Raw genomic sequence first — 17,516 nt, 5'->3', positions numbered from 1 at the left:
CCTAAGTTATGAAAATCTAAAGTCATGTGTGTGTCCATTTCACGATCGGTTGTCTCCAGAATGCGTCGGTTATCTGGGGCCGTTTGCATCGGCGTTTGTATCGTTCTCGCATTACCGATGCAGGCAAAATCTGCGGAACGGAATGTGTTGTTCATCATCACCGATGACGAAAGTCCCACGCTCGGTTGTTACGGCGATACGTGTGCCGTGACGCCCGCGATCGATGCGATTGCAGCGGACGGTCTGGTCTTCCGCAACGCGTTCGCGACGACGGCATCCTGTAGCGCAAGCCGCAGTGTTGTCATGAGTGGGCTGCACAACCATCGTAACGGACAATTCGGCCACCAACATCATTATCACAAATTCGCTTCTTTTCAGGATGTGATCGGCCTTTCTCTTCCCCGAGTGATGCATCGGGCGGGGTATCGTACCGGTCATATCGGTAAGTACCACGTCGCACCGGAGGAGATCTATCATTTTGAAACTTATCTCAAGGGCAACGGACGCAATGCCGTCGAGATGGCAGAGAAATCAAAATCGTTTCTGACAGACGGCAGCGACGACCGACCGTTCTTCCTTTACTTTGCGACGTCCGATCCGCATCGAGGCGGCGGCGTCGATAACGATTCAGACCTCGAATTGAAACCTAACCTATTTGGGAACCGTCCTCGCAAAGGTTCGCACGACGCGGTGGAGGAAGTGTTCTTCGACCCGGCTGACGTGGTTGTGCCGCCGTTTCTGCCTGATACCCCCGAAACCCGGAGTGAGCTGGCGCAGTATTACCAATCCTGCAGCCGTATCGACCAAGGTGTGGCTCGATTGGTTCGTATCTTGAAGGACGCCGACCTCTACGACAAAACAATGATCGTCTTTACCTCGGACCACGGGATGGCGTTTGCCGGTGGTAAAACGACTGTTTACGAAGGTGGACTACGCGTGCCGATGGTGGTGCGAGATCCTTACCAAAGCGAGCGTGGCGTTGAGAGCGATGCCATGATCAGCCACATCGACATCACGCCCAGTTTATTGGACTTCGCCGGTGGGCTCGACCGCGATGCCAACGCACCGAAAGACATGCTGAACGTAAAGAAATATTGGAAAGAGAAGAACGCATCTCCGATGGACAACCGTGACGGCGGGAAACCCTTTGACCGATATCACGGCAAGTCCTGGATGGGTGTGCTCGCCGATCCGTCGAAGTCGCATCACGACGAAATTTTTGCGTCACACACTTTTCATGAGATTCAGATGTATTACCCGATGCGGGTGATTCGCGACGACAAATACAAATTGATCTGGAACATCGCTCACCCGTTGCCGTACCCCTTTGCGAGCGATCTGTGGGCCGCTAGCAGTTGGCAGGCCCAGTTAGCTAAAGGGACCGATGCGTCTTACGGAAACATGACGGTCGGTGACTATGTGCAGCGACCTGAATTTGAACTATTTGACATCGCGGCCGATCCCGATGAGACAACCAATCTCGCCGACAGTTCCGGTCATACAGAGGTTCTCAAACAGTACCAAGAGAAACTCAAAGCGGCACAGAAACGCTACCAAGATCCCTGGGTGATGAAGTGGGAGTATGAGTAGGTTTGGAGGTGACAGGTGACAGGTGACAGGTGACAGGTTGCAGGTTGCAGGTTGCAGGTTGCAGGTTGCAGGTTGCAGGTTGCAGGTTTACGTTTCCTGTAATCCTGCTAACCCGATAGTCTGTTAACCTTTTCTCACCTTCTAAACACGAAGAACGATCCGTTGTCGGCGACGTCGAACATTGGTCGGCAGTAGCGGCTCGAACGTTTTCCGAATCCAGGGCGGTACACCATGCTGATGCCCATGTTCCATCCTTCGGCTTGGTGTTTGTCGATCACCGAATCGTCGCCAGGTGAGAAGTATGTGGACGCGATTCGCATCGACAATCCGTTCTTCAGTGGCATCGTCAAGTCCGATCCGACGAGGAAGTGTTCGTCATCGGTACCACCGAGAAACGATGTCCATTCGCCGGAGGAGCCGAACGAGTACCGATAGAAGGCACGGTATTGGTTGCTTGCTTCGAGCGTTTCGGAACCGTTGAAGATCGCACCCGATTCGTCACGAACGGTCGTTGTCACGAGATCGTCGCTAACGCCGCCCATCCATTGAAATCCGAATCCTTGGCAGGCGGACATCTTCCAACTGAGTTCGCCGCGAAGTTGCAACAGGTCGGTTTGGTAGTACCAGTCTTCGTTCAAGTAGTCGAGCACGACACCGTACTGCAAGCCGTAGTCGACGCGTCGAAACAGTCCGCCGGTGAGGAAGATCTGATTGCGGTGTTCGTCGGTGAAGTCTTCGCCTTGCAAATTGCTTTGGGTCGCTCGGAGTCCGAATTGGGCGGCGAGGTCGAGGCCGATCCAAGGTCGCAGGTTGCGTCCTTCGTTGAAGCCCTGTTGGAATCCGAAGCTACCGCTGTCGGTGCTCGATGCCGCACCGGTGGCTGGATCGTTCATCGGGTTGTGGTACGCCTGGTTTCCGATGAAAAATTCGAATCGGTTCCAGTCGATATGGAGGATTGGCAAAAACAGTGGGAAGCAGTCCACGTGGCAGGCGGGGGCACATACATAGCCGTCGCAACTGCCGACGCCCGATGTGCAGGCATCACACCCACACATGTCACCACCGTAGGTTTCGATCCCACATCCGGGTTCGAGTCCGCAGCCGGGCTCGAGCCCACAGCCTGGTTCGATTCCGCAACCCGGTTCGACGAGATAGGCGCCTTCCATGCCACATCCGGGCTCCCGCAGCATCGCGCCGGAGCATTCGCCGCAGTCGCAAACGGGGCCGCACGCGCCGTGATCTTCCAGGAATCCGACCTGACGGACGTCGCCGTTGTTTGGGCGTGAGGTTCTTTGGGTGATACGGGTGGCCGAGGATTGCCGTACCGAATTGGTGGGCCTGGTGGTCACTGCGGCGGCATCCGCATCAACACGGGAAGGCGACCATGTCGTCCGAGCGGATGGTTGCGTTCGCAGAATCCGTACGGGCCCTTCGGCGGAGACGGCGGAAATGGATCCCGGTGCGATCAGCAACGCAATGCTGAGCACGAGGTGCTTTTTCGCAAAGGTGGCTAAACGCAGTGTTTTCGTAGCAGGCATGGAGTATTTCCCGTGTCGCGAACCGCGGCCAATAGACCGCGAATCGTCGTAGGTGAATTCGATATCACTCGTTATCGGACCGGCACCTCCCTCCTCATTAGAAAAACTTGCGTAACCCGCACAGGTTATCTGACCCGAACGTTGCGATTGAGTTTCACGCGACTTTCCATGCTGATAACCCGTACAACCCGACTCCGGTTATGAATGCTGTTTCGGTTGATCGGTTCCTACCGAAAGAGACTGCCACAGGCGGTTCTGAGTCAAGGAAGACTGCAGGCGCCTGTCGTCGACAGGGATTTGGTCGATGATCGTTTGGGTGTTCGACATGGAGGTCAGCAAATCGTATGAGCAAATATCGCCGATTCGGTTTGTTGTGCTTACTCGCGATGGTAGTCCCGAGTTTGGGATGGCGTTATCTGTCCCCACCCGCGGCTCAAGCTCTCGGTGTTCCGTTGAGCTGGGTTGGACTTTCCGATGACGGTGGGGAGAGCGACATGATGTCGCTCGACCTCGGTCACTCGGTCGAAAACCTCGACCTCACCGACCCGCACGCAGAAGTCTTGCCGTCCTCAGTCGAAGTCCTCGGCTCGAGCATCGGGCATGGAGTGATTGGAGAAATCGTTTCCGGTCCGGCGATGTACACGCAAAGCCAAGTGATGAAGTGGGCATACGATCGATCGCCCGAAGCGGCGTTGATCGAGGCAGAGGTCAACGCGGTGATACGTGGAATCGATCCGAAAGATCCCGACGCCTGTTGTTCCGCTCGATTAATCCGAAATGTTTTGCGAGAAGTCGCGTTGGCTCGTCGGTACGATGATGCGACTCACGCTGCAGTGGCCTACCACAAGTTGATCGCTGCGACCGAAGCCGTCGCGGTCGCCGAACAAGCGATTGGGACAGCAGACAGGTTGATCTCGATGGCGGACCAAGCCGAGCGTTTGGAAATTCCTGATGGGGATCCGTTGAAGCTTCGTCAGGCTCGGTTCGACCTGGTCGCGTTGAAGACCGAGCAATCGTTCAATGCATTGAAACTGCGACAGGAACTTTCGCGATTGACCGGTCGTGCCGAAGCGGAAGTTGCCACCGCGGTGATGATGGATCCGCTACCCGTGGAAGCCCGTCCGATTGTGGCGGGGGAAGTCGTCGCGACGGCTTTGGTTCAACGCCGCGATCTTCGTGCGGTCCAGGTGCTGTGTCGTGAACTAAGAAGCTGCAACATTGATGCGGCTCGCCTGTTGATGGGACTCGTTAGTCCCGGAGTGGGAATGTCTCTAGCCACGGCGAGCAAGGGGCTCTTTCAGTGTCTCAAGGAAGACCGATCCGATGATGACTTAAACGCGCGACGCAGACAATGTTCGCAATTGTGTCAATCGCTCGAAGTCGTGATTCGCAACGAAACCTTGCAGGCGGTTTTGGACATCCGCAGTGCAGCGGCGCGGTTGAAAATTGTCGATCAACAATTGCAGCTGGCGAAACAGCGACTCGATGAAACGAGAGGACGTATCAAGATCGACGAAGAGACACCCGGTACGGATCTTGCGTTGGAACTGGAAATCTTTGAGATTCGCGGAAACCGAATCTCGCTACAGAAAGATCTTGTCTTGGCACTCGACGACCTCGATCACGCAACGAGCGCTCCGTTCAGTAACGCACAATCTCGGTGAACCGCTAACGCAGTTGTGCCCGTCCGCGAAAGTCGAGGCGTCGTGAACTCCGAGACCCGCCGGACCTCCTGGTGAGCCGTCGATTCCTTTTAGCCCACGTGGGTGTCCCCGAAGGATCGACGTTCGTAGGTCGTGCAGTCGACCGGCGGACTGTTCTTTCCTGCGTCCACGAACTCATGGGAACCAGCCGATGAGGCGAATCTCGCCGAGTTTTTGTTAAGTGCTGCCGCAACTCTTGGCGAACGGTTGGTTCTTTGCTGATTGCTTTGCGGTCAACGTGGTGGGCGTTTGCTCGATTATTTACCTGCAACCGTTTGTGCGTATCGGTAAACCGCTGTCTTCGCTTACACGGCCTTCATTGCGTTTGGATTGGCACGGGAATCGCTACTTCGTTTGAAAAACAAACCGCGTTGGACGTGAAGCTCACGCCTGCGTGTTAACCACTTTTCAAACCAGGAGATTGCCATGTTGGGCTGGGCTTTGACGTTTCTGATTATCGCATTGATCGCTGGCGTGCTGGGCTTTGGCGTTGTCGCCGGTACTGCAGCAACGATCGCGAAGGTGTTGTTCTTCGTGTTCTTGGTTCTGTTTGTAATTGGCTTGCTGATGGGCCGCCGCGGCCCGGTTGTTTGATCCCAATCGATGAATTGCATCCGAGCGGTGTGCCTTCGCGCACGCCGCTGCTTTCTTGCGCTAGGTAGGGTCAGAACATGAGTCACACGAACCCCGAAATTGAACGGACGCTGGACGAGCTATCCGAGTTAGTCTGCGAGGCGTTGAAGAACGAAGGCGATCAATTGATCGATCGTCGCGAGGGGCTCTTGCGGACGCTCCTGATGAGTGGTTACTCGTCGACGTCAGGAAACTGTCTCATGACCGACATCGAAAACCGCGTTAAAGAGCGGTGTGGTGAATGTGCAATGCACCGTGGCGGGGCGTTGTCATCCGTCACGAGTGATCTGGGTACCCGGTTCAAAACACTCGCACAATGGGAGTCCCGCTCTCCGAGTGATGAGACCCCGTCGAAACCCGCGAACATCAGTTCAGCGACGGATGCGTAATTGCAGGAAGTGAATCTAACAACCAGAGAGAACGATCGCAGAGAGAACGATCATGCCCGAATGGGCAGACAAAGACGAACGACAGTACGAGCATATCAAGGATAGCCAGCTCGACCGAGGCAAGTCGGAGGATCGTGCAGAGGAGATCGCAGCGCGAACTGTCAACAAGCAACGACGGGAGGAAGGTCGCACGCCGAACAAACGGACCCAGGGGGCCGGCAATCCCAATACTTCTCTTGAGGATCGAACTGTTGACGAGCTTAGGAATCGTGCGGCCGAATTGAATATCGATGGCCGCAGTAAGATGAACAAAGCAGAACTCGTCGCGGCGATCCGTCATTCCAATTCATGAACCGGCCGCGTAGGCAAGTTCGGCAAATTGAATATCAACCACAGGACAATCTCATGGCACTGAATCGCAAACTAAGACGGGTTCTTGTTGTTCCACTCTCACTCGCATTGGCGGGACCCGTCGTCGCCCAAGACGTTGATGTGCAAGCGGGGGCATCTGGCGTCGACGTCCGTGCATCGGGTGTGGATGTTGACGTGGATGCGAATCGGCAAACATCTACCGACCGCACGCAACGCCGCCGCGGGAACGGTGATGTCACTGATCGGACGAACCAACAGATCGCCGCTTGGGTTATGGTCGATCAGGAGTCGCTGATTGATCTCGCCACGTTTGGACTTGACCACACGCAATCAGATCAGGTTCGCAAACTCGCCGAAACTGTCATTCAAGACCACAAGAAAATCAGTGAAAAATTATCACCCCCGGCGGCATGGCGGACTCGTCCGACTTGGGCTCGCACGTCTGACCAAATCGAGCGAGAACAGCAACGCCGACTCGACGCCGCGGAAGACCGTGCCGATGAGGTAGGTGAGGAGCGTCGGGAAGTCATTCGCGACGCGCGGCGCGATGCTGATGGAGTGAGACGGCCGTTAGAAAATATTGTCGATCGATTGGAGGACGGTGTTGAACGCGTCGCAGATCGTACAGAGGACGCGATCGAGAACGCACGTGAAAGCATTGACCGCGAACTGAGTAATGATCGCTCTCGGCGGCGTGGCGTTTCGTGGATCGCAATGCACCGAGACGTGTCCGAGGCAATTGCGAATGCGGCGAAAGAAGATCTTCGTCAGCGTCAGGGGTATGAGTTTGACGCATCCTTTGTGGGGATGTTGGTAGCGTCCCATATTCAGCAGGAGGCCACGCTCGAGCTTCTATCGAAACGTGCCTCCGGTGAGCTGTCTGAAATGCTCCGAGAGACTGTCGATGCGATCCGAGAGCACAAGCGGCAGGCCAACGAGGTAATGGACGCAATCAAGCCAAACACTCCTGCACGCCGCGTTGCAAGTGAGTCGCGATAGCAAACCGCGGGTTGACGGATTGCTTTAAAAAGACGGCAGGCTCCTTCCGGTGCCCGCCTTTTTTTGGCGAATGATCACCCGTTGATGACTTCGCCGCCGTTCGGATGGAGGACCTGTCCGGTTATATACGACGCGTCTTTGCTGGCAAGAAAGACATAACAGCCGCCGCATTCATGAGGTTGTCCTGCCCTTCCAATCGGAGTGTCGCTGCCGAACTTCGCGACTTTCTCAGCGGGAAATGTTGCTGGGATGAGTGGCGTCCAGATCGGACCAGGTGCAACGGCGTTCACTCGAATGCCGTCATCGACGAGGTTTTGTGAGAGAGAGCGAGTGAAGCTGACAATCGCACCTTTGGTTGCTGAATAGTCCAGCAAACCCGGGCTGCCTCGATATGCCGTGACTGAGGTCGTGTTGATGATCGAACTGCCTGGTTGCTTCTTTAGATAGGGGACGGCAGCCTGGCAAAGATAGAACATAGAAAAGATATTGGTGCGAAACGTATCGACCAACTGTTCTTCGGTAATTCTTTCGATCTCTTTCTGCGGATGTTGCTCGGCGGCGCAGTTGACCAACACATCGAGCTGACCAAATTCCTCGATTGTTTTCTCTACCGCACGATCACAAAAAGCTTGATCACCCACATCGCCGGGGATCAGTAAGCACTTACGTCCCTCGCCTTCCACCAATCGTTGTGTTTCTTTCGCGTCGGCATGCTCATTGAGGTAGATGATCGACACGTCGGCTCCTTCGCGAGCAAACAGCACCGCGACGCTGCGGCCAATCCCGCTATCGCCGCCGGTGATGATTGCGACTTCGTCCTGTAGTTTCCCACTGCCAACGTAATCATCGCGGGTGCTAATCGGTTCGGGCTGCATTTCGTCTTGTTTGCCCGGTTGCTGGTCTTGAGATTGAGCGGGACGCTGCTGGTCCTCGTCGGAATTGCCTCGTTCTTTTGATTTATTTGCCACTGTGGTTCTCCGTGAGTGTGTTCGTTGAATACAGAGGATTCTTCATCCTCGAACGAGACGCGGTTTGCGAATCGTGTGCCGTTTCAACGAGGCTCAGTGTCAGCATGGGTATGATCGCAATTAGGCTGTACGGCTACCTTCGTCGTGCACGAGTTCTTCTGCGGAGCTAGAATCTGCGTGTGATCTTAGACACGAATCGGAGTTCCGTCCGATCGCGTTGTCGTCTCTGTGGTCGACGATGAGAACGTGCACCCACTCACCGATATTTAGAACCATGCGAAGTCTTTTTGTTTTTCTATGCCTCTCGGCAACCTGCGTTGCTGGGACGCCCGCCAGTTCGCCTGAAAAGGAATTGGCCGAATTTAATACCGTCAAAGACATCGTTTTCAAAACGGTCGACGGTCAGAAGCTGGACATGCTTCTGTTCTTACCAAAAGAAAGGCAGTCGCAGCCGATGCCTGTCATGCTTTACACGCATGGCGGCGGATGGCGTGGTGGAAACAAGTACGCGGTGTTGAAGAGTTCCTTTGTCGGAACCCTCCGATTGCTGCTCGAGCGGGGAATCGCGTGTGCAACCATCAAGTACCGATTATCGCGAGTCGGAAAGGCAACTGCCTTCGATAGCGTGGTCGATTGTAAAGATGCCGCCCGATTTCTGGTGAAGAACGCCGAGTTGTATCACTTTGACCCCGAGCGTATCGGTGTGTGGGGAGGTTCCGCGGGTGGTCATTTGTCGCTGATGACGGGGCTCGCTCCGGGAAAACTGTTCGCGGGTGACCCATCGCTCGAGGGCTTTGATCCAACGATTCGATGCATCGCGTCCTACTACCCCGCGACGTCGTTTATCCGAGTTGATTTGTTCAAAGGGAGTGCGTTCGAGGACTCCGCGAAGTTCGCGCCTATTTTGGGTGGCCCGTATGAAGAGAAACAGGATATGGCAAAACTGCTCAGTCCGGTGGAGTATCTCACGATGTCATCACCTCCAGTTCTGATCTTGCACGGCGATAACGATACGGTGTTGCCGATCGCCACGTCGCAGTACATGCTCGAGGTTGCCGAGAAGATTGACGCGAATGTTGAGATGTTGGTCGTGAAGGACGGCGGCCACAGTTTCAAAGGCAAGAATCTGCAGCCGACGTTGCCTGAGATCCAACAATTCGCCGCTGAATTCATTATTCGGCACCTCAAACCGGAACCGTGATCCGCTTCGCGTTACGGTGACATCGCGAATAAGACGAAATGTTAACCGCGAAACTCGGTCGGTGTTTGACCGGTTTCTCGTTTGAAGGCAGCAGCCATGTATTCGACGTATTCAAAACCGGTGCGATCGGCGATTTCCCCTATCGATAAATCCGTTTGAAGTAGCAGTTCTTTGATGCGGTTCATTCGCACCCGTTGAATCTCTTCGTGCGGTGTGTGGCCAACGTACTTTTTAAAACGGTGTTCGAGGGCGCGACGCGAGAGCGAGAGGTGCCGCAGGACATCACCGACGCGTATGTTTGCGTTGGCATGTCGGCGAATGTATTGCAACGCTTTTGCGATCTCGCTGTCTTCAATCGCGAGTGTGTCAGTTGACTCACGCAGTTGGACGCCGAGCGGTTGTGTGATTAACGGTTGTTCGGTGGCGACTTGTTCTCCGCTCATCATGCGGTGCAATAGATCGGCAGCTTCATACCCGGTCCGCTGCGTGTCAGGGATGACGCTCGAAAGTGACGGTTCACAGATTTCGCAGATCAGCCGGTCGTTATCGACACCCAGCACCGCAACCTCGGCTGGAACGGAAATTTCGAGTTGGCGACAGGCGTCAAGAATTTGTTGAGCCTTGAAGTCATAGCATCCCATGATGGCGATGGGACGAGGCAGTTCTTTCAGCCAGTCGATGATTCGGCGTTGTTCGATCGCAAGGTCGTAGGCTTCGTCATATCGGCCGACCGATTCGAATTGGTGAACCGTGCAGTCGGCGGCGCGAGCTTGGCGAACGAAGTGTTCACCACGTTTCCGCGACCATGCGAAACCGGCGTCCCCGCAGTAGGCAACATGCCGAAACCCTCGCTCGACAAAATGGTCAACGCCGAGCTGCGTGATGGTTCGGTCTTCGGTGTCGGCCCAGGGGACCCCTCGGACGTGACGTGCGGCGCTGAGATCGACGATCGGAACGCGGTATTTTCGTAATTCTCGACCGATACTATCTGTTTCGATCCGCGCGATAATGCCGTCGCCCTTCCAATTCTGTAGCCACGCCGGGGGGGGCGCACCACGTTCCTGTTCCGTTAGGTGGACTGACCAATGACCGCGTTCTTTTGTGTAGGCGATCACGCCCTCCAACAGGCCGCGGGAGTAGCCGTTGGACGTCTCGATCAACAATGCGACGGATTTTCGACCCATGGCGATCCTTTTAGGGCGTGTTAAATTTCTCTGGCATTATGCGCGATATCTACTTGGAACGCGATATTTGACTGTCATGATGATGCTCAATACCTCTGAATGAGTGTCCCTCCCCATGCGGAAACGTCTTCCCCAACCGAGCCGAGAAACCTATGACTGCCTTTCCCGAAGTTTCTAAGATCCAGTACGAAGGTCCGCAATCGGACAACCCGCTCGCTTTTCGTTGGTACAACCCGGACGAAGTCGTGGCGGGCAAGACGATGAAGGAGCACCTTCGCTTCACCGTGACCTATTGGCATACGTTTCGGGGAACGGGATCGGATCCATTCGGCGGCGGAACGATGCAGCGACCATGGGATGACGGCAGCGAGTCGGTCGAAAACGCCTGCAACCGCGCACGAGCCGCGTTCGAATTTTTCGAAAAACTCGACGCCCCGTTCTACGCGTTCCACGACCGCGACGTCGCTCCGGAAGGGGCGAGTTTGTCGGAATCCAATGCGAACCTCGATGCCGTCGCCAAAGTGTTGAAAGAGGAACAAGAACGCACGGGCGTGAAGTTGCTGTGGGGAACAGCGAACATGTTCAGCAATCCTCGTTTCATGCACGGTGCCGCAACAACATGCAACGTCGAAGTGTTCGCCTACGCAGCCGCTCAGGTTAAGAAGGCACTCGAAGTTACCAAGGAACTCGGCGGTGAAAACTACGTGTTCTGGGGTGGTCGTGAAGGTTACCAGTGCCTCTACAACACCGACATGAAACGGGAACTAGATCACCTCGGTCAGTTCTTCCACATGGCCGTCGACTACGCGAAGGAAATCGGGTTCACCGGACAGTTCTTGATCGAACCGAAACCCAAAGAGCCGACTAAGCACCAGTACGATTCGGATGCGGCCGCCTGTTTGAATTTCCTTCGAACCTACGACCTGATGGATCACTTCAAGCTGAACATCGAGACCAACCACGCGACGCTCGCCGGTCACGAAATGATGCACGAACTTGAGTACGCCGGGATGCAGGGTGCGTTGGGCAGCATCGACGCGAACACGGGCGACCTGTTGCTCGGGTGGGACACTGACCAGTTCGGCACCAACTACTACCTGACAACGCAGACCATGCTGGTCTTGTTGAAGTATGGTTTGGCACCCGGTGGAGTGAACTTCGATGCCAAAGTGCGTCGCGAAAGCTTCGAGCCGATCGATTTGTTCTACGCTCACATCGGCAGCATGGACGCGTTCGCACGCGGACTGAAGATTGCCGCAAAGATTATTGAAGACGGAGCGATCCAGAACGTTGTCGATCAGCGTTATAGCAGTTGGAATGGTGATCTCGGCAAGAAGATCGAAGCCGGCAATGTTTCGTTCGCCGAACTCGAAAAGCTGATGCTCGAAAAAGGTGAAGCGGCGGCCAACACCAGCGGACGTCAAGAATTGCTCGAAAATATTGTCAACCGTTACGTCGACAACGCGTAGTACGAAAACGTAGCAAGCAAACATGGAAAGGAAGGCCCAAGTGGCCTTCCTTTTTTTATGCGCTAACGGGGCGACCGCAGAATGCCTGCGATCCCGGGTCTCGTGCGTGTGTTGAAGTCCCTGCCTCACACGCGTTGGCGAGAGCGATGAACAAAAAGCGACGAGAAACCGAGAGCAAGTCTACTGATTAATTGGGTTTGCAAGTGTATGGACTCAGGGTGTCTGGTTTGCACGCGCATCCGCCGAGTCGACGAAGAGTGATCGGGGCTCGACACTATTCGCATCAAAATGCGGCGAGTAAGATAGTGGCCTGATTGCCGTGAAAAGTCTCAACGATTCTCGATGCGTATTGGAACGCAGGAAGACGTTTTGTACCCGATCTGATTCGTAACTCTGCAAGAGTTAGTGCCTGAGCGAGGTGTGTTACGGACATGAAGGATTGAATTCCGGTTCGACGAGCCACCGCTTCCTAGCGTGTGTCCACAATGCGTCATGCTCGCTTCGACGACCACCCGCACGCGGGAAGCAGCGATGCTGCTACCTGATTCGCACGGTGGTGGTTTTGGATCTGCTCGCATTGATTTACCGAACTGCCCTCGCGTCACTCGGGCTCCCGCGGAGTTCGATTCGCCAAGGAACGACTGGCAACTCCTCGACAGAAACCTCTAAAAGGTACAGGCACCCTTTTGTATTCACTCCGATGGTCACCATGAACGCAACTGCCCGAATTCTGTTTGTTGCTCTCGCAATCATCTGCGTGCCAAGTGCCGCTGAGACGATCCGGCTGGAAAGTCCTAGTGGCGAGCTCGCGGGTGAGTTCACGCTCACCGATGGCATTCCGTTCTGGTCGATTCAGGCAAACGACACCGCCGTTCTCGAAAAAGGGAGACTGGGAGTCAAGCTAACTGACCAAGCGTTCGGGTCGTTCGATTCGGTTTCTGTCGAGATGGGCTCCGCCAACGAGACGGTCAAAACGACGTGGGGCAACTTTGCTGAGTACGCAGATCACTGTCGTTCGTTGACGTGGACGCTGGTTGAAAATGACGCTCCTCGCAGGACGCTGAGAATCGAAGCTCGTGCGTACGATCAGGCACTTGCGGTGCGATATGTGTTCCCCAAAGAGGGTGGCTACGACGAACGGATTTCTCTGTCAGACGACCAAACGGAATTCGTGTTTCCTCGGGATGCGACGAGTTGGTGTTACGCGGGCGAACACGATCCCGAGGGACCCAAACCGCTCAGCAAGTTTCGTGCGAAAAAGGGAACCGCTGCACAGTTGCCGTTTGTCAGTGAGTTGGGACCAAACCTTTTCACCGCAATCATGGAAGCAGCGATCTATGACGTTGCGCCGATGGACCTCGTTTCATCGAACGAGGGAGAATACGCGTTGCGTGGGACCTTCTCCAAATCGACCATCGAAACGGGAGCAGCGACGAGTTGGCGAGTGGTGCAGGTGGCCTCGACTCCGGGCGATCTCTTGCTTTCGCCGGTGACTTATTGTTTGAATCCGCCTTGCCAATTGGAGGATCCCTCTTGGGTGAAGCCTGGTCTTGCGATGTGGGATTGGCGTGCGTGGGGGGCTCAGACGGATGACGGTTTTACGTACGGCCTGGACATGCCAAGCTGGCGACGTTTTATCGACTTCGCATCCAAACACGGTGTTGCCTATTTGGTTCTGGATGCCGGTTGGTATGGTTTGGAATTTGAAGCCTCGTCCGATCCGACAACCAGCCGCGATTATCTGTTGGTGCAGCCCGATCCGAATAAGCCGCATCTGAAACCTCAGGCTCCGCCATCCGACTGGGCCGACCCGACCGATATTCCTGAACTGATTCAGTATGCAAGAGACAGGGATGTTGGGATCATCTTGTATATCAACGATATCGCGCGCTTGAATTTCCCGTTCGACGAAACGTTGGCTTTGTATGAGAAATGGGGGGCAGCGGGGATCAAGTACGGATTCATGAAAGGCAAAGGCCAGCAAAAAGTGCTCGACACGTGTTCGATTGTTGAACAGTGCGCGAAACATCACTTGTTGTGCGATTTTCACGATGGTCCGATTCCGCCATCGGGTGATCGGCGAACGTACCCGAACTATGTTGCACGCGAGTTCTGTCACGCTCAATCGGATTCGCTTCGCACGTTCACGCCAACAGGGTTTTGCGAAACGGTATTCGTGAACATGTTGGCCGGACCGCTCGACATGAACAACGGTTTGTTCACGCTGGAGGATCCTGCGAGTGTTCGACCGAAAATCTTCAAGAATGTTGATACGACCGTTGTTGCGGAAACGGCTCGGGTGATGATCACATTCTCTGGGCTGGCGATTTTGCCAGATTGTCCGGAGGCATACGAAGCGAAGTCCGACCTGTTTGAATTTCTCGGTAAGTTACCGATGACATGGAACGAAACGCGTGTGCTCGACGGAAAAATCGGCCACTACATTTCGATGGCACGCCGCAGTGGAGGTGAATGGTTTATCGCATCGGCAAACAACGAGGAGCCGCGGACGCTGCAGATCAAACTCGATTTCCTCGACCCCAACGTGCAATATGTTGCGACGTTATTCGAGGATGGGGCGGACGCGCACTATCAAACCAACCGTGAGTCGTATCGCGTTCGAAAAATCGAAGTCAAACAGGGTGACGTCATCTCAGCCAACATGGCCGCAGGCGGTGGGCACTGTGTCCTGATATCTCAAAAATGATCCAGGTGGGCAATAAGTCGTATTGTGCGAAGAAAGCAGACGAAACGTTGGAATTCAAAGTGTCGGCCTAGCTTTTGTTAGCAGCAAACTATCGACGTCGTTGATGCTGGATCTTGATTTTGCCCAACACTTGACTCACACGGATGGTTGCCTAGTTCCGCGCCCTTGATAGTGGTTGCCCATATGCGACGGGGCATCGCGTCGGGATGCGAAATGGTATCCTCGTGGAGTGCCTGAGGGTGGATTCCAGGTGATAGGTAATGTGACTAAGGCTTATTCGATGTTGGGGCGTAGTAGATGACGACACCACGTGAAGCGATTGATTCCATTTCGACGGCGATGAATGCCGCGGTCATCGGGCAGGAGACCGTCGTTGAACGGTTGTTGATAGCGTTGTTGGCCAATGGACACGTGTTGATGGAAGGGTTGCCTGGAACCGCAAAGACGCGTTCGATCAAGACACTCTCTAGCTTGATCGAGAGTGAATTCAGCCGTGTGCAGTTCACACCGGACCTGTTGCCGTCGGACGTGACCGGTTCGGAAATCTATCGTGAACAGACCGGTGATTTCGAATTTCAGCAGGGGCCGATTTTCGGCAACTTGGTTCTTGCCGATGAGATCAACCGAGCACCCGCCAAGGTTCAAGCGGCGTTGTTGGAGGCGATGGAAGAACGGCAGGTAACCGTTGCCGGGACAACACATCGCTTACCCGATTTGTTTCTCGTTTTGGCGACTCAAAATCCGATCGAGCAGGAGGGGACGTATCCGTTGCCGGAGGCTCAAATGGACCGATTTTTGGTTTATGTCCAGGTGCCCTATCCGCCGGCCGAAAATGAACTCGAGATTTTGCGTTTGGTGCGTTCCGAAAACACCGGAGAACGAACCACTGCGGAGCGGGCGAGTAAGGATGCGATCTTTGAGGCCAGGAAACAAGTTAACGCGATTCATGTCGAACCGTCGGTCGAACAGTACATTGTTGATCTAGTAATCGCGACGCGTGAACCGAAGCGGTATGGTGACGAGTTGGCCCGGTTGATCAATGTCGGTGCCAGTCCTCGAGCGACGATCGCGTTGGATGCGGCCGCGCGGGCACGTGCTTGGCTGCGTGGTAACGATTTTGTCTCGCCCGAAGACGTGCAGTCCGTTGCGCCGGCATGTTTGGCGCATCGGATTCACCTGACCTACGAAGCCGATGCGGAGGGGATGACTCGCGAAGGGGTGGTCGCACAAGTTCTCGAGAAAGTCGCTGTCGGTTGAAGGAATGAGTGAGTCAAGCTGGTATCGAATAACGCATCTGTGATCACAAGGCTGCTTCATGTTCAAATCACTGACGACGAAGGAGAGTGCTCCCGGACGTGACGAGTCCGCTGCCGAATCGACGCACGTCTATCCGACCCTCGAGAGTCTCGTGCGACTGCGGTTTGATGCACGTGGTTTTTCGCTGTTGCCTCATCAACCGGTTAGCAGTTTGTTGAGTGGTCGGCATGCGTCACGGTTGCGTGGACGCGGTTTGACGTTCGAAGAGTTGCGTGATTATCGGCCGGGTGACGATATCCGATCGATCGATTGGCGAGCGACGGCCCGATTGCGAAAAACACACGTGCGGGTTTACAGCGAGGAGCGTGAGCGACCGGTTCTCTTGGTCGTCGATCAGCGTTCGTGCATGTTCTTTGGTTCGGCGCGGACGACTAAAGCGACCGCCGCAGCGGAACTCGCCGCGTTGGCGGCATGGTCGGCACTAAATTCGGGTGATCGTGTGGGCGCGATCATCTTTGGTGACGATGATATCGTGGAGGTGAGGCCTCATCGGAGTCGCGAAAACGTGCTGCGGATTTGTCACGAACTGGTTCGTATGAATCGATTGTTGAAAGCGGATTCAGGACGCCCCAATCCTGACAAACTGAATGCGGCACTCCGCCGCGCCGTGAGTGTCGCCAACCATGACCATCTCGTCGTGTTGGCCACGGACTATTTCGGGAACGACAACGATACCCACCGACATGCGACTCGTTTGGCCAGTCACAACGACGTGCTGGCAACGCTCGTCTACGATCCACTCGGTGCGAGCTTGCCGATTGATGGTGGCGCGGATGTCACCGACGGTTCACACGAAACAACAGTCAACGTGACCGCTCGCGTGAACGAACGCTATGTCGAACAGTTTCGCCTTCTCGCGGAGGAAATTCGTGGTCGACTGCGATCGATCCGAATTCCCGTCTTGCCGATTTGCACGCACGAGTCGATCGTCAGCCAGTTGTTGAACGCATTGGGGGAACGTCGATGACTCCGGACCCTGCCAGCCTCGAGAACTTGCGAGACATTGCCGAACCACCGCCTGTGTCGTGGTGGCCGCTCGCGCCTGGATGGTGGTTTGTGATCGCGTTTCTCGCGTTTGGTTGCTGTGTGGTTCTCTACAGGTTGTGGTGTCGATGGCAGGCGAATGCGTACCGACGTGCGGCGATTGCGGAAGTGCAGCGTGCATCGAGTGACGCGGAGATTGTCGGGGTGCTCAAACGCACGGCCCTCTGTGCCGACAACCGAACGCATGTCGGATCGCTTTCGGGAAAAAATTGGTGTGACTGGCTCAGTGCGACGGGAGGAGCTCCCGTTCCGAATGAGGTAGCCGATCGAATTTCGGTGGGCGTCTATCGAGACGGCTCCGCTCGCACACCGGCCCTCGTTGAATTTGCCAGCCGCTGGATCAGGCATCATCAAGTGTCTCGTCAGGGGGACGCGTCGATCGTGAAGACGCGAGAACGATAG

15 protein-coding genes are annotated in these 17,516 nt (G+C 55.1%); 12 read left to right on the top strand and 3 right to left on the bottom strand.

Annotated elements, in window-relative coordinates; genetic code table 11:
• Positions 1 to 117: 117 nt before the first annotated feature.
• A complete protein-coding gene (locus FHS27_RS07840; RefSeq protein WP_184303967.1) occupies positions 118 to 1,590 on the top strand; it encodes a sulfatase family protein in 1,473 nt (490 codons plus the stop codon).
• 134 nt (positions 1,591 to 1,724) lie between these two features.
• Here FHS27_RS07840 and FHS27_RS07835 read toward each other — a convergent pair whose 3' ends face one another.
• The gene (locus FHS27_RS07835; RefSeq protein WP_184303811.1) at positions 1,725 to 3,128 is read right to left on the bottom strand and encodes a DUF6666 family protein; all 1,404 of its coding nucleotides are present in this window, start codon (positions 3,126 to 3,128) and stop codon (positions 1,725 to 1,727) included.
• A 344-nt stretch (positions 3,129 to 3,472) separates the two neighbouring features.
• Here FHS27_RS07835 and FHS27_RS07830 point away from each other — a divergent pair, with 344 nt between their 5' ends.
• The 5 genes from FHS27_RS07830 (at position 3,473) to FHS27_RS07810 (ending at position 7,224) form a co-directional block, all read left to right on the top strand.
• Complete coding sequence (locus FHS27_RS07830) at positions 3,473 to 4,792, top strand: hypothetical protein (RefSeq protein ID WP_184303810.1); 1,320 nt, start codon at positions 3,473 to 3,475, stop codon at positions 4,790 to 4,792.
• A 465-nt stretch (positions 4,793 to 5,257) separates the two neighbouring features.
• Entirely contained in the window at positions 5,258 to 5,425 is a 168-nt protein-coding gene (locus FHS27_RS07825; protein WP_009095714.1) for a DUF1328 domain-containing protein, read from the top strand.
• 77 nt (positions 5,426 to 5,502) lie between these two features.
• Positions 5,503 to 5,853: a hypothetical protein gene (locus FHS27_RS07820; protein ID WP_184303808.1), complete on the top strand. Its 351-nt coding sequence runs from the start codon at positions 5,503 to 5,505 to the stop codon at positions 5,851 to 5,853.
• Positions 5,854 to 5,905: 52 nt separating this feature from the next.
• Positions 5,906 to 6,205 carry a Rho termination factor N-terminal domain-containing protein gene (locus tag FHS27_RS07815; RefSeq protein ID WP_184303806.1) on the top strand — a complete coding sequence of 100 codons (300 nt, stop codon included), beginning with the start codon at positions 5,906 to 5,908 and terminating at the stop codon, positions 6,203 to 6,205.
• 53 nt (positions 6,206 to 6,258) lie between these two features.
• Positions 6,259 to 7,224, top strand: a complete 966-nt coding sequence (locus tag FHS27_RS07810; RefSeq protein ID WP_184303804.1) for a DUF4142 domain-containing protein — start codon at positions 6,259 to 6,261, stop codon at positions 7,222 to 7,224.
• A 74-nt stretch (positions 7,225 to 7,298) separates the two neighbouring features.
• On the opposite strand, the gene FHS27_RS07805 is transcribed toward FHS27_RS07810, so the two are convergent.
• Positions 7,299 to 8,192: an SDR family oxidoreductase gene (locus FHS27_RS07805; protein WP_184303802.1), complete on the bottom strand. Its 894-nt coding sequence runs from the start codon at positions 8,190 to 8,192 to the stop codon at positions 7,299 to 7,301.
• Positions 8,193 to 8,466: 274 nt separating this feature from the next.
• Here FHS27_RS07805 and FHS27_RS07800 point away from each other — a divergent pair, with 274 nt between their 5' ends.
• The gene (locus FHS27_RS07800; protein ID WP_184303800.1) at positions 8,467 to 9,393 is read left to right on the top strand and encodes an alpha/beta hydrolase; all 927 of its coding nucleotides are present in this window, start codon (positions 8,467 to 8,469) and stop codon (positions 9,391 to 9,393) included.
• 41 nt (positions 9,394 to 9,434) lie between these two features.
• On the opposite strand, the gene FHS27_RS07795 is transcribed toward FHS27_RS07800, so the two are convergent.
• The gene (locus tag FHS27_RS07795; protein ID WP_184303798.1) at positions 9,435 to 10,577 is read right to left on the bottom strand and encodes a XylR family transcriptional regulator; all 1,143 of its coding nucleotides are present in this window, start codon (positions 10,575 to 10,577) and stop codon (positions 9,435 to 9,437) included.
• A gap of 152 nt (positions 10,578 to 10,729) precedes the next feature.
• Between FHS27_RS07795 and xylA the strand changes: the two genes are divergently transcribed.
• The 5 genes from xylA to FHS27_RS07770 all read left to right on the top strand — a co-directional run bounded on the left by xylA (position 10,730) and on the right by FHS27_RS07770 (position 17,516).
• Positions 10,730 to 12,046: a xylose isomerase gene (xylA, locus tag FHS27_RS07790; RefSeq protein ID WP_184303796.1), complete on the top strand. Its 1,317-nt coding sequence runs from the start codon at positions 10,730 to 10,732 to the stop codon at positions 12,044 to 12,046.
• A 709-nt stretch (positions 12,047 to 12,755) separates the two neighbouring features.
• Positions 12,756 to 14,753 carry a glycoside hydrolase family 97 protein gene (locus tag FHS27_RS07785; RefSeq protein ID WP_246419251.1) on the top strand — a complete coding sequence of 666 codons (1,998 nt, stop codon included), beginning with the start codon at positions 12,756 to 12,758 and terminating at the stop codon, positions 14,751 to 14,753.
• Positions 14,754 to 15,050: 297 nt separating this feature from the next.
• Positions 15,051 to 16,010, top strand: a complete 960-nt coding sequence (locus FHS27_RS07780; protein WP_184303792.1) for an AAA family ATPase — start codon at positions 15,051 to 15,053, stop codon at positions 16,008 to 16,010.
• A 58-nt stretch (positions 16,011 to 16,068) separates the two neighbouring features.
• Positions 16,069 to 17,037: a DUF58 domain-containing protein gene (locus FHS27_RS07775; RefSeq protein WP_184303790.1), complete on the top strand. Its 969-nt coding sequence runs from the start codon at positions 16,069 to 16,071 to the stop codon at positions 17,035 to 17,037.
• Positions 17,034 to 17,516 carry a DUF4381 domain-containing protein gene (locus tag FHS27_RS07770; RefSeq protein WP_184303787.1) on the top strand — a complete coding sequence of 161 codons (483 nt, stop codon included), beginning with the start codon at positions 17,034 to 17,036 and terminating at the stop codon, positions 17,514 to 17,516. Before FHS27_RS07775 ends, FHS27_RS07770 begins: the two co-directional genes overlap by 4 nt.

Source organism: Aporhodopirellula rubra (assembly GCF_014192335.1).
GTDB classification, from domain to species: domain Bacteria; phylum Planctomycetota; class Planctomycetia; order Pirellulales; family Pirellulaceae; genus Rhodopirellula; species Rhodopirellula rubra.
The sequence above is the reverse complement of the archived record's forward strand: the minus strand, read 5'-3'. Positions and strand labels throughout refer to the sequence as shown.